The organism is Salinivibrio sp. MA607 (assembly GCF_001996245.1).
Classification (GTDB): Bacteria; Pseudomonadota; Gammaproteobacteria; order Enterobacterales; family Vibrionaceae; genus Salinivibrio; species Salinivibrio costicola.
Genome location: NZ_MUFJ01000014.1, coordinates 52,448 through 64,542 on the forward strand (window position 1 = coordinate 52,448; position 12,095 = coordinate 64,542).

Genomic DNA, 12,095 nt, shown 5'->3' on the forward strand with positions numbered 1-12,095 from the left:
AGCACGCAAAGACAGGTGCGGTCTCTGTGTCTACAATAACAAGAGGAAAATCAACGAAAGTCGGATAGGAACGATGAAAAGATTATGGGCTTTATTACTGATTATGAGTGTCTCGGTATCCGTGAATGCCAAAACGACTTATGTGGTAGGCGTACAGAGCTTTTCTCAGTATTATCCCTTTTCAGCGTATTCTAATCGCAGTTATTCAGGGTTTAATCGCGAGTTACTCGATATGTTCGCCAACACGCATCACTATCGCTTTGTGTACAAAGCTTTACCACTCACAAGCCTTCCTTCCCGTTTTGTCGATGGTGTCGTTGATCTTAAATATCCAGATAGTCCCGATTGGGATCGCGACATCAAAAAAGGCGTCAATGTCATTTATAGTGAGCCTGTGGTTGATTATATCGACGGCGTCATGGTTATCGACCAAAACTATGGTCAACCTATTGACCAATTACAACGACTAGGAACCGTCGTGGGCTTTACCCCTGAACTTTATCAATCACGTATCCGTTCGGGCCAAACACGCTTAAATGAGAGCTACAAATATGATTCTTTGATGATGAAGCTTGTCAGCGGTCGTATTGATGGCGGCTATGCCAATATCGCTGTTGCACAGTTTTATCTTGATCAAATGGGCTTTAAAAAAGGATCGGTACGCTTTGATGATACCTTGCCCCATGAAAAAGGGACTCGACGGCTTTCCACCATCCATCATCCCAAGCTCATCGACGAATTCAATCAGTTTCTATCCGATAAGCAAGAGGCGATATCTGCACTAAAAGCGCGCTATGGCATAGAGTAAGGGAGGATTATCAGAGCAACGCTGTCAACGCCTTCCTTTGAGGGAGCGAATCAGTTAATGCTTTAATTCAGTATACGATATTGTATACTCGAGCCGCCCGTTCGGGCAGGATAAGTGTGTTGTGTCAATATAGTGAAGAGTACTCTTGAATAATCAGCTTATCAGTTTGGATTTATTTTACGCGATAGAGCATCTGATGCCCGGTAAGCGCACGGCGGCATTGTTTCGTCGCTCGATCAAACATCTCCCTGTCACGACCTTGTCTCTCCCTCACTATGATTCTGCAGCCGGACTTCAGCTCGCGCTCTTTCGCCACTGTCGAAACTATGTCGCGTTTACGCAAGGCAAACCCATCTCACCCGATTTTGACTTTTCTGGTACCGCTGAACAGATCCTAGCGGCAGAGTCGGTAATGAAGGCATTTATTCGCGGCGCCTATTGGTGGGTTGAGTATCATATGGGGCTATATCGTGAAGACTGGAGTCAAGAGCAGACGCAACGTTGGTTAAGAGATTTACGGCTGTTGGTACAAGTTATTATTGGGATTGGTAATTGCACGAATGCTGCCTTTTTAATCACCCACCGTGGCCCGATTCAAGCGCTCACTTATGATACGCATTTAGAACCCTTCCTAAACAATTATTAGCGCGGTGATTGAGCGCGCTATTCATTGACCGTTTCGCTGTTTCGTCATGTTTTTTCGATAGCCTGAGTCCAATACTCATGAAATAGGCTCTTGTATGAAGCGATTGAAACGCTATCAATATGAGCGATACGCCATACTCTGTCGTGCCTCTTACCCTACCTATTTTGATCACACCCAGTATGGATTCAGTCCCCATGGCCGGCGTGATATTTATGACCGATGGGGACGATGTATTATCCGGGTGCTTTGGCGGGAAAACGATGACGCGGTCGTGGTCTTTCGTGGTTCGCAAACCGCCTGGGATTGGTTGGTCAACTGTGCGTGCACACCTAAAACGATCACTATCGATGGTAAGAAGTGTCACGTCCATTGGGGGTTTCACTATCTTCTCACACAAAAAAGTTTGTCATGGCAACCGCACAAACGCCAATACCGACACATGACAGACAGCCAATTTGCGGATATTGCCCAAGCGGCCGATCACACCGTGCTTGAAGGAGAGACAGTACTCACTAAATTAATCTCTGCGTTAACCCCTTTTTTACACGCAGGTAAACATATTTCTTTTATCGGCCATTCTTCAGGGGGCGCCATGGCGATTATCGCTGCAGCAAAGCTAAATCATCAATTTGGCGGGGCAATCAAGCGCATCGTGACGTTTGGACAGCCGGCTGCCGGAATGTGGCGTTTTAAGCAATTATACCCTTTCTCAACACGTACCTATCGTATCTGTTGTGATGTCGATATGGTCACATTCTTACCTGCCATTCCCTTCGTGTACTGGCATGTAGGACGATTACTTTGGTTACACGAGAATAAAATTTATACCAATACACCCTCTTTATTTCGAATCTTGCGCGTCCTCTATAGTTGGTTAACGCGCCCGATTGCCTACCATTACATGGATAAATATATCCGGCGCAAGGATTACTTTGACCAGCACTAGCCCTCACATCAGTCAGGCGGTGAAGTGTAAACTATGTTGAAACGTGATCCTGTGCGCACGGATCCCGGCTGACTCAAGAAGTTAACCAATGATTCATGAGGTTTTAACAGTGGCTCACCATGCTCGCAGACGCGCCCACAATTTATGATGGGTCAGTATAACTATTTAATCACGATCAGAAAGGAACCATGCCGTGAGCAAGCATATTGATCAACGTCCATTAGATACAGAGCCTGAGTTCAACCGCTTTATTGATGCAGCATTAAGTCGTCGCCGTTTTTTACAAGGCACCGGAGCGGCCAGTGCTGTCGCTTTTTTTGCTGCCAATCCAGTTGCGAAAGCAGTAGCAGATACAATGAGCCAAAGTGAACTGCTCGGCTTTGAGGCGATCCCAACATCAACAACTGATACAGTGAACGTACCTTCAGGATATAAAGCTGACGTACTGGTCTCTTGGGGCGATCCTCTTTTCGCTAACGCACCTGCTTTTTCCCAACAAAATGGCGCCGATGCCCAAGCACTCCAATTTGGTGATAACAATGATGGCATGACGTTTTTCCCTCTCGCCAATGATCGTGCTTTATTAGCGGTAAATAATGAATACATCAATGATGAATATTTATTTGAGCACGGCGGTAAAAATATTTCGGCCGATGATGCACGTAAGTCACAAGCGGCGCATGGCGTCTCTTTGGTTGAGTTGAAAAAAATGGATGGCCGCTGGCACGTCAACCAAGAGGGCCGCTTGAATCGTCGTATTACGGCCTACACTGAAATGGCCATGACGGGCCCCGCAGCCGGGCATTCGTTACTCAAAACCGCCGCCGATCCTTCAGGAAAAAAGATCCTGGGCACCTTTAACAATTGTGCTAATGGCGAAACACCCTGGGGCACGTACCTGACCTGCGAAGAAAACTTTAACGGCTATTTTGCCAGCGCAAAAAACGTTACCTTGGGCAAAACGTATCAGCGCTACGGTATCAGCGATTCTGATTGGGGCTATGATTGGTACAAACATGACGAACGCTTCGATGTGGCTAAACATCCCAACGAGCCACATCGCTTTGGTTGGGTGGTTGAAATTGATCCTATGGATCCGAAGTCAACGCCGAAAAAGCGCAGTGCACTAGGGCGCTTTAAACACGAGAATGCCGCACTCACTGTTAATGACGATGGTCATGTTGTGGTTTACATGGGTGACGACGAGCGTGGCGAACACCTTTATAAGTTTGTCTCTGAGGGAAAATACGATCCGAGTAAAGGTAGCGCTAATCGTGATTTGCTCGAAAATGGCACCTTGTATGTCGCCAAATTTACTGGCAGCGACGACGAGCTAAACGGCCAAGGTGAATGGTTAGCGCTGACCTTTGGCAAAAACGGTCTCACGCCAGAAAACGGCTTTCCTGATGAGGCCAGCGTGCTCATTTTTGCCCGAGAAGCAGCAACACAAGTGGGGGCCACTACCATGGATCGCCCAGAATGGGTGGCCGTGCATGCCGACAAAAAACACGTTTTCTGCACGTTAACCAATAATAAGTACCGCGGCGTCAAAGACAACCAACCCCTCAATGCCGCTAACCCCCGCACGGAAAATCCTTATGGCCATATTATTCGTTGGGCTCCTACTCAAGGCGATCATACCCGTGACACCTTTGAGTGGGATATTTTTGTGATGGCAGGCCATCCTGAAAAGCAATCTGGCTTAATGGCAGGCACAGACAACATCAACAAAGACAATATGTTTAATAGCCCGGACGGCATCGGCTTTGATCGCGCCGGACGTCTTTGGATCCAAACCGACGGCAATTATTCCAACGAAGGCGATTTTGCCGGCATGGGCAATAACCAAATGTTATGCGCGGATACTCAAACAGGCGAAATTCGTCGCTTCCTCACGGGGCCTACCTCATGTGAGATCACAGGGCTGACGTTTACCCCTGATTCACGCACTATGTTTGTCGGCGTCCAACACCCTGGTGCTCACTTTCCTGCTGGTGGCAACGCTATACCGCGCTCTTCGGTCATCATGATCACCAAAGAAGACGGCGGAGTCATTGGCAGTTAAGCCGTTTAACTCACAAACCCCCGTCAAAGCCCTTGTTTTTATGAGGGCTTTTTATATGTCCTTCAAACCACCACACCCGACGCTCAAACACGCACGACCCATAAGCTTATATCTTGGTGACGGACAGCGGAATGAACACTATTTGCAAAGTATGCGTTTTATTTTTGTTCACTTGGGGGCAGAATAGCGCCATCACTCGGGTAGGCGTTAACGGAAACCATGGAGATAGATTTTTTGTCTGAGTTAAGCAATATTGTCCAACTACTGTTAGAAAACAAGTTATTAACCACCGTCGGAGTGGTTGTCGTAGTCAGTCTCGTTCGCCGACTGATCCTACGCCACATTCGTGGTGACAGTAATTTTCTTAGCGAAGATCAGCGTAAATGGATGTCTCGCACGAAAAACGGGGCGTTTACTACCCTGTTACTTTTTCTATTCCTGTTTTGGAACACCGAAATCAATGAATTTGCGTTATCATTGACTGCCATCGCCGTTGCTGTTGTCGTCGCCTCAAAAGAGATCATTTTATGTTTCACCGGTTCAATTCAACGCGCGAGCTCTCGCTCGTTTCGTATTGGCGATTGGATTGAAGTCGGTAACACACGCGGTGAAGTGATCGAACACAATTTAATGGCGACGAAAATTCAAGAAATTGATACCCATAATGGCCATTATTGCTATACCGGAAAAACCGCGACCCTCCCAAATAGCTTGTTCTTTGCCACCACGGTGAAAAATCTTAACTTTATGAAGCGGTATGTGTATCACCATTTTCATCTGGTGATCCGCGGCGATATTAATTTATATCCGCATATTCCCGCGTTATTGGCACGTATTGACGATCATAGTGAAGATTTTATGGATATCGCTCGGCGATACAATCATGTGATAGAGCGTCATGCGGGCGTCGATTTACCCGGCCCTGAGCCACATTTATATTTATCGCACACCGAAACAGGCGAACAGCTTGTTCACGTTCGACTCTTTTGCCCAACAGAGCGCGCAGCGGAACTGGAGCAGCTGATCCGTGAAGATATTATGACATTGTATTGCGAGAAGCTGCTTCCCATCGCAGACGGTAAACAACTGGAAGCGGAAGAGCCACAGACAACAGATACCTCTGTGCCGTTGGCCAACGCGTAACAACTAGAAGCGCTCATTCCCCTCATGAGCGCTTTTTTGATCGAAAGCACTTTTTTCGAAAGATTTTGGGGTCGAAAAAAGCAAATTATCGTCGAAAAAAATTATAGCAGAAACAGTGTCCCTAAACCCAAAAAGGCGACAAAGCCGACAATGTCGGTCACAGTGGTTAAGATCACTGAGCCGGAGAGTGCTGGGTCAATTTTCAGTTTATTTAATAGCACTGGAATAAATATTCCTGCCAAGGCGGCACTGATAATATTAGCGACTATTGCACTCCCAATCACCGCACCTAAGCCCCAACTATCAAACCAATATCCTGCAATAACACCAATCACCACAGCCCATAAAACCCCATTAAATAAGCCGACTTTAAACTCTTTCGTAAGCAGGGGTTTTAAGTTGGCCTTAGAAATTTGTCCAAGTGCTAAACCACGTACGATCAAGGTGAGCGTTTGGCTGCCGGCAATTCCTCCCATGGATGCAACAACTGGCATTAATACCGCCAGCGCCACCACTTGTTGTAGCGTAGCTTCAAACAAACCGATAAACCAGGAGGCGAGAAAGGCCGTCATTAAGTTGATACCCAGCCATAGTGCGCGATTTCGAGCACTTTTCATCACCGGCGAGAATAAGTCCTCGTCTTCATCTAGACCCGCAGAGGCCATAATTTGCGCTTCGGCGCGCTCGGCTTGCATCTCATAGGCGGTGCCCAAATCGAAACGACCAATCAAGAGCCCTCCCTCGTCGAGAACGGGTAAGGCAATCTCTTCACTGTTTGCCACTTTGTCAGCACTGGCGTAGATGTCGTCGCGCGCATTCAAGCTGGGAAATTGGTCTCGAACCAGCTCGCTAATTTTTAATCGTCCATCCGCGCCAAATAACTGGTGGATTGGCACCGCACCCACCCAAAAGCCTCGACTATCGACCACAAATACGTGATCACAATACTTTGGCATAACACGCCGCAACCATCGTAATACCACGTTAATTTTCGTTTTTGCAGGAACGACCAAAGGCTGATGATCACACCAATGCCCAACCTGATTATCTGCATACTGCTGGGCGGAGGCATAACGTTGCTTTTGCTCTGAATCCATCCGACCTAGCGCTTCTTCCAGTAATGGCTCGGTCAGCACATCTTGCAGCTCAAGTAAGGTATCAGCATCCAAGTCGGCGAATAGTGCATGCAACTGATCATCATCCACCGCACGGATAATCGCTTCACTGGCATCATCTCGCATTTCAGCCAGCACAGGCAGCTGCAATGACGATGACAGTTGTTCCCAGAATCCCACACGATCGGTCAACGGTAAGGCTTCTAACAATAACGCAAGGCTATCTAAACTATGTGCCTGCTCAATATCTTGCACGACATCAAGCGAACCTTGATCGACTTTTGACAGCAGATCATCAATCACTTCTTGTCTCTCACTGGTTTGCATGGTATTTCCTTCATAACGAAACCATGGGCGGAAAACGCATTGGCTAGGCCCGATGAGGATCATCCGTCGCCCACAAAATGCTATGACATCGCCGCAATTGGTATGCGATGGTTATCACATATCATCGCTGATTTTTCTGATTCTTACCACGCATAATCATTATCGCTTCTATGGTGAGACAAGGGCTAAATAACAACGAGTAATGATGACAATGCCTGTAAAATCGAACGATAAAGTCTGTGTCGGTTGGCGCGAATGGGTGAGCCTTCCTGAGCTCGATATAGCCCGCATCAAAGCGAAAATCGATACGGGTGCACGCACCTCCTGTTTACACACGTTTAAAATTGAAGAGTTCGAGAAAAGCGGCCAGGCGTGGGTAAGATTCTGGGTCCATCCAAACCAAGGCGATGACGAAACCGCCGTTCAAGCCGAAGCACCGGTTCTCGCACGACGCCTCGTACGTGATTCCGGAGGACACGAGCAACTACGATATGTGATACAAACAACGATAAAAGCGGGAACCTTGTGTTATCCCATCGAAATGACACTCACCGCACGCGATAACATGCGATTTCGTATGTTACTGGGACGCACCGCAATGGCAGGTAAGATCATTGTCGATCCCATGTCTTCATTCCTCCTCGGTAAATAAGGAGCCCCAAGCGCAATGAAAATCGGTATTCTTTCGCGTAACAAAAATCTTTACTCTACGCGCCGCCTCATCGAAGCCTGCGAACAACGTGGCCATGATTACAAGATCATCGACGCATTACGCTGCTATATGAGTATCAACTCAACCCAACCGTCTATTCATTTGGCAGGGGAAGATCTCGGTGGGTTCGATGCGATTATTCCACGGATTGGCGCGTCCGTTACCTACTATGGCTGTGCTGTCTTACGCCAGTTTGAAATGATGGGTGTCTTTCCGATGAACGAGTCTGTCGCCATCACACGTTCGCGGGATAAGCTGCGTTCTATGCAGCTGCTATCACGCAAAGGCATCGGTATGCCGCACACTGGTTTTGCCAGTAAACCGGGTGATATTGCCGATTTGCTGACGATGGTCGGAGGCACGCCAGTGGTGGTGAAACTGCTTGAGGGAACCCAAGGTATTGGCGTTGTGCTCGCCGAGACCAAAAAAGCCGCAGAAAGTGTGATCGAAGCATTTATGGGCCTTAAAGCCGATATCTTAGTGCAAGAATATATTCGAGAATCAAGCGGTGCTGATATTCGCTGCTTTGTTATCGGCGATAAGGTGATTGCGTCGATGAAACGCCAAGCACAACCTGGCGAGTTTCGATCGAATCTTCATCGTGGCGGGACCGCGACCCTCGTTCGGATCACACCTACGGAGCGCAGAACCGCAGTGGCGGCAGCCAAAGCCATGGGACTGAATGTCGCGGGCGTCGATCTGTTACGTTCAGAACGTGGCCCGTTGGTCATGGAAGTCAATTCATCACCAGGTTTAGAAGGCATCGAGCGCGCAACAGGAAAAGATGTTGCCGGACTAGTGATTGATTATATAGAAAAAAATGCCAAACCTCAGAGGACACGCACACGTGGGAAGGGCTAAACAAAGCGACGCCATCGAGATCGGTGGACAACATATTCAAGCCGGTCAGCGAGCGAGTCTCGAACTTGAAATTGCTCGTTTGTACACACATTCACCGCTTAACGTCAGTGTTGAAGTACTGCATGGTAAGTTAAATGGCCCTGTGCTGCTTGTTTGTGCCGCCATCCACGGAGATGAGCTCAACGGCATTGAAGTGGTTCGTCAAGTCATGGCCAAAATCGATCCGAAAAAGTTACATGGCACCTTAATCGCGATTCCTGTTGTGAATGTGTTTGGGTTTATTCACAAATCACGGTATCTCCCTGACCGCCGAGATTTAAATCGCTCATTCCCCGGATCAGAGCGAGGATCAATAGCGGGAAGAATGGCGTATCAGCTCTTTGAGCAAGTGATTCGCCAATGTAGCCATGTTATCGATTTACATACCGCGGCCATTCATCGCACCAACCTGCCTCAGATTAGAGCCAATCTGGAGAATCAAGAGGCGGCGGCGATGGCAACCGCATTTGGCGCGCCTGTGGTGGTCGATGCCGCATTGCGTGAAGGATCGCTACGCGCCGAAGCTGAGCGTATTGATATTCCCGTGATCACCTATGAAGCCGGTGAGGCGCTTCGTTTTGAGCCTTATGCGATTAATGCCGGTGTACGAGGGGTGATTCGTGTGATGCGCTACCTGGGCATGTTACGCCAAACACGTCGAAAAACACCTTATCAGCCCGTCACAGCCCGATCAACAAAATGGGTGCGTGCAGAAGCCGATGGTTTATTGAGAAGTCACGTGGCGCTTGGACAAAGTGTCAACCGCGATCAAGTCATTGGCATTATCAGTGATCCCGCAGGCACAACAGAAACCGAAATCAAAGCCCAGCAAAGTGGTATCGTCATTGGTCAGCATACCCTCCCTGTAGTGAATGAAGGGGATGCGATTTTCCATATTGCGTTCTTCTCACAGCCCGATGACTTGATTGAGCAACATATGGAAGATTATCGCGATCAAGTGAAAGATGATCTCGATGATGAAATAAAATGGGGGATTGGCACCCTATCAAGTTGATCTCAGCAGTAAAAAGCAACCGTACTACTTGCATCGATCACCAGGATTCATAACACTAGACGCCTGTAGCACGGACTCCTGTCCGGTCAACAAGAGGAATAACATCATGCTGACATGGCAAGACATCGTCGCTCGAAGTGAAAACGGCAATCTCACACCGCCGTCGCGAGTCGAAAAAACCGAACAAGAGTGGCAAGCACAACTCAGTGATGACGCTTTCCGAGTGACACGCCAAAAGGGCACAGAACGCGCGTTTAGCTCGGGCATGTGTACCCTATTTGAGCCAGGCCTCTACGGCTGCGTGTGCTGCGGCACCTTGCTGTTTGATGCCGGCGAAAAGTTCGATTCAGGCACAGGTTGGCCCTCGTTTACCCAGCCAGCGCAAGACAATGCCATTGCCTATCACAAAGATACAACCCATGGCATGACGCGTATTGAAACCACCTGTGCCAGCTGTGATGCTCACCTGGGTCACGTCTTCCCAGATGGTCCCGAGCCATCTGGCTTACGTTTTTGTATGAATGCCATTGCACTTAAAAAAATGGATTAATGCTTTAAAGGGCGAGTCTGCCTCGCCCCGTATTTTACTCAGCAATACCGCCTTGTGTCAGTTTGGTTGGATCAAGCAACTCAGCCAGCTTTTCTCGGCCTAGGTCAGTTTCTTCTTCGGCAACATCCAAAATAGGGCGGCCTTGTTGATACGCTTTTTTCGCGATGTCAGCCGCTTTCAAGTATCCAACTACAGGATTAAGCGCCGTCACTAAAATCGGATTGCGAGATAGCGCAGCTTGCAAATTGTCCTCTCTGACCTTAAAACTACGAATGGCTTTATCTGCCAGCAGTCGGCTAGATCCTGCGAGTAAATGAATACTTTGCAGTAAGTTTGAGGCAATCACAGGTAACATCACATTCAATTCAAAATTACCCGACTGACCGGCTACAGTGACAGTGGTGTCGTTGCCCATGACTTGTGCCGCGACCATAGCAGCGGATTCTGGGATGACGGGATTCACTTTCCCCGGCATAATAGACGATCCCGGCTGTAACCCCTCTAGCTCAATTTCTCCTAACCCGGCAAGTGGGCCCGAGTTCATCCAACGTAAATCGTTACTCAGTTTCATGGTTGCCACTGCGGTGGTCTTTAACTGACCATGCAGTGCCACCAGCGCATCCTGACTACCAATGGCGAAAAAGGGATTCTCGCTCGCCGTGAATGAGGAGTGGCTACACGCACAGACTGCGTTGGCAAAACGCTCGGCAAATAATGGATGAGCATTGATTCCCGTCCCCACTGCCGTGCCACCCTGAGCCAGTGCGCGCACCGATGATAGGCTTTGGGTAATTTGTACCATCGCATGTTCTATTTGCTGCGACCAAGCCTCCAGCTCCTGTCCAAGCGTCACAGGCATCGCATCCATCAAATGGGTACGACCCGTTTTCACGATATGGCCGACTTTGCTTTTCTTTTCCTGTAACGCGTCACGTAAATGCGCTAACGCGGGAAGTAAGGCTTTTTCACAGCCCAAAGTGGCACTGATTTGGATAGCCGTAGGAACAGAGTCGTTACTGCTTTGGCTCATATTGACATGATCGTTGGGGCTGACCGTTTCACCACATTTTTCAGAGGCCAAGGTTGCCAGCACTTCCTTCATATTCATGTTTGAGCTAGTGCCTGAGCCGGTCTGAAATACATCCACCGGAAACTGCGCTAAATGCTCACCAGCCATGATGGCTTCGGCACTTTGGCGAATCGCGTGGGCGATATTGCCATCCAGTAAGCCCAGCTCTTCGTTAGCCGTTGCCGCTGCATGTTTCACCATAGCTAACGCGCGAATAAAGTCCGCTGGCATGGTCAGTTCGCTGACCGAGAAATTGTTTACCGCTCGTTGGGTCTGCGCTTGATACAAGGCATCCGCCGGCACCTCAATATCGCCCATACTGTCTTTTTCGATACGAGTTTTTGTCATGGTCATATCCTTTTGTTTCACTATACTTTTCGATAATAGTTATCATTAACATATTAGCCACGGTTATTGAAACGTTACGCCTTACGCATTTCAAAAATGTCGTGCTAGGGCTTGTTTGATGTCCTAAGATGGCGCCACGATTAAAAACAACGAGTAAAACCATGCAAGAAGAAGCCAGTACGCGTATCGAAGATCTGATTACGGTCGTCGAGAATCAAATTACTGACCAAGAGCCTAAAAAAGTCGCCGAGACAGTTATGCGTCTGCGTATGACCGGCTATTCCCGCGAAGAAGCTATTGAATATATCGCGTGCGCATTGATGGTTGAGATTTACGACGTTAGCCAAAATAACGGGCAGTTCACACTATCACGTTACGAAGCCAACTTAGACACCCTGCCAGACATGCCATGGGCCGATGAGATGAATTTGGACTTGAGTGAGTAAACAAA

12 protein-coding genes are annotated in these 12,095 nt (G+C 48.2%); 10 read left to right on the top strand and 2 right to left on the bottom strand.

Going from position 1 to position 12,095, the window contains the following annotated elements:
* Positions 1 to 73: 73 nt before the first annotated feature.
* From BZG81_RS08465 to BZG81_RS08485, 5 genes are all read left to right on the top strand, one after another.
* Positions 74 to 808 carry a transporter substrate-binding domain-containing protein gene (locus BZG81_RS08465; protein ID WP_077461418.1) on the top strand — a complete coding sequence of 245 codons (735 nt, stop codon included), beginning with the start codon at positions 74 to 76 and terminating at the stop codon, positions 806 to 808.
* A gap of 145 nt (positions 809 to 953) precedes the next feature.
* Complete coding sequence (locus BZG81_RS08470; protein ID WP_025744358.1) at positions 954 to 1,454, top strand: hypothetical protein; 501 nt, start codon at positions 954 to 956, stop codon at positions 1,452 to 1,454.
* Between the two features lie 94 nt (positions 1,455 to 1,548).
* Positions 1,549 to 2,400, top strand: coding sequence for a lipase family protein (locus BZG81_RS08475; RefSeq protein WP_077461419.1), 852 nt, complete (start codon positions 1,549 to 1,551; stop codon positions 2,398 to 2,400).
* Positions 2,401 to 2,593: 193 nt separating this feature from the next.
* Positions 2,594 to 4,465, top strand: a complete 1,872-nt coding sequence (locus BZG81_RS08480) for a PhoX family protein (RefSeq protein ID WP_077677164.1) — start codon at positions 2,594 to 2,596, stop codon at positions 4,463 to 4,465.
* Positions 4,466 to 4,699: 234 nt separating this feature from the next.
* A complete protein-coding gene (locus BZG81_RS08485; RefSeq protein WP_025744772.1) occupies positions 4,700 to 5,608 on the top strand; it encodes a mechanosensitive ion channel family protein in 909 nt (302 codons plus the stop codon).
* A 101-nt stretch (positions 5,609 to 5,709) separates the two neighbouring features.
* Here the strand turns inward: BZG81_RS08485 and BZG81_RS08490 are convergent, their stop codons facing one another.
* Complete coding sequence (locus BZG81_RS08490) at positions 5,710 to 7,050, bottom strand: magnesium transporter (protein WP_077677165.1); 1,341 nt, start codon at positions 7,048 to 7,050, stop codon at positions 5,710 to 5,712.
* Positions 7,051 to 7,261: 211 nt separating this feature from the next.
* On the opposite strand from BZG81_RS08490, the gene BZG81_RS08495 reads away from it, so the two are divergent.
* The 4 genes from BZG81_RS08495 (at position 7,262) to msrB (ending at position 10,227) form a co-directional block, all read left to right on the top strand.
* Positions 7,262 to 7,702: an ATP-dependent zinc protease family protein gene (locus BZG81_RS08495; protein ID WP_198532344.1), complete on the top strand. Its 441-nt coding sequence runs from the start codon at positions 7,262 to 7,264 to the stop codon at positions 7,700 to 7,702.
* 15 nt (positions 7,703 to 7,717) lie between these two features.
* The gene (gene rimK, locus BZG81_RS08500; protein WP_025744775.1) at positions 7,718 to 8,623 is read left to right on the top strand and encodes a 30S ribosomal protein S6--L-glutamate ligase; all 906 of its coding nucleotides are present in this window, start codon (positions 7,718 to 7,720) and stop codon (positions 8,621 to 8,623) included.
* A complete protein-coding gene (locus BZG81_RS08505; RefSeq protein ID WP_077576712.1) occupies positions 8,610 to 9,677 on the top strand; it encodes a succinylglutamate desuccinylase/aspartoacylase family protein in 1,068 nt (355 codons plus the stop codon). The genes rimK and BZG81_RS08505 overlap by 14 nt, the downstream gene beginning before the upstream one ends.
* A gap of 106 nt (positions 9,678 to 9,783) precedes the next feature.
* Positions 9,784 to 10,227 carry a peptide-methionine (R)-S-oxide reductase MsrB gene (gene msrB, locus BZG81_RS08510; protein WP_025744776.1) on the top strand — a complete coding sequence of 148 codons (444 nt, stop codon included), beginning with the start codon at positions 9,784 to 9,786 and terminating at the stop codon, positions 10,225 to 10,227.
* A gap of 34 nt (positions 10,228 to 10,261) precedes the next feature.
* Here msrB and BZG81_RS08515 read toward each other — a convergent pair whose 3' ends face one another.
* Positions 10,262 to 11,650, bottom strand: coding sequence for a class II fumarate hydratase (locus BZG81_RS08515; protein WP_077677166.1), 1,389 nt, complete (start codon positions 11,648 to 11,650; stop codon positions 10,262 to 10,264).
* Between the two features lie 155 nt (positions 11,651 to 11,805).
* On the opposite strand from BZG81_RS08515, the gene BZG81_RS08520 reads away from it, so the two are divergent.
* The gene (locus BZG81_RS08520) at positions 11,806 to 12,090 is read left to right on the top strand and encodes a hypothetical protein (protein ID WP_077461424.1); all 285 of its coding nucleotides are present in this window, start codon (positions 11,806 to 11,808) and stop codon (positions 12,088 to 12,090) included.
* Positions 12,091 to 12,095: the final 5 nt, after the last annotated feature.

What these genes read in the sequence shown, in the direction of transcription:
- BZG81_RS08490 (WP_077677165.1), bottom strand. Translation starts at nt 7,050, where the DNA reads ATGCAAACCAGTGAGAGACAAGAAGTGATTGATGATCTGCTGTCAAAA.
- BZG81_RS08515 (WP_077677166.1), bottom strand. Translation starts at nt 11,650, where the DNA reads ATGACCATGACAAAAACTCGTATCGAAAAAGACAGTATGGGCGATATT.
- rimK (WP_025744775.1), top strand. Translation starts at nt 7,718, where the DNA reads ATGAAAATCGGTATTCTTTCGCGTAACAAAAATCTTTACTCTACGCGC.
- BZG81_RS08475 (WP_077461419.1), top strand. Translation starts at nt 1,549, where the DNA reads ATGAAGCGATTGAAACGCTATCAATATGAGCGATACGCCATACTCTGT.
- msrB (WP_025744776.1), top strand. Translation starts at nt 9,784, where the DNA reads ATGCTGACATGGCAAGACATCGTCGCTCGAAGTGAAAACGGCAATCTC.
- BZG81_RS08495 (WP_198532344.1), top strand. Translation starts at nt 7,262, where the DNA reads ATGCCTGTAAAATCGAACGATAAAGTCTGTGTCGGTTGGCGCGAATGG.
- BZG81_RS08465 (WP_077461418.1), top strand. Translation starts at nt 74, where the DNA reads ATGAAAAGATTATGGGCTTTATTACTGATTATGAGTGTCTCGGTATCC.
- BZG81_RS08520 (WP_077461424.1), top strand. Translation starts at nt 11,806, where the DNA reads ATGCAAGAAGAAGCCAGTACGCGTATCGAAGATCTGATTACGGTCGTC.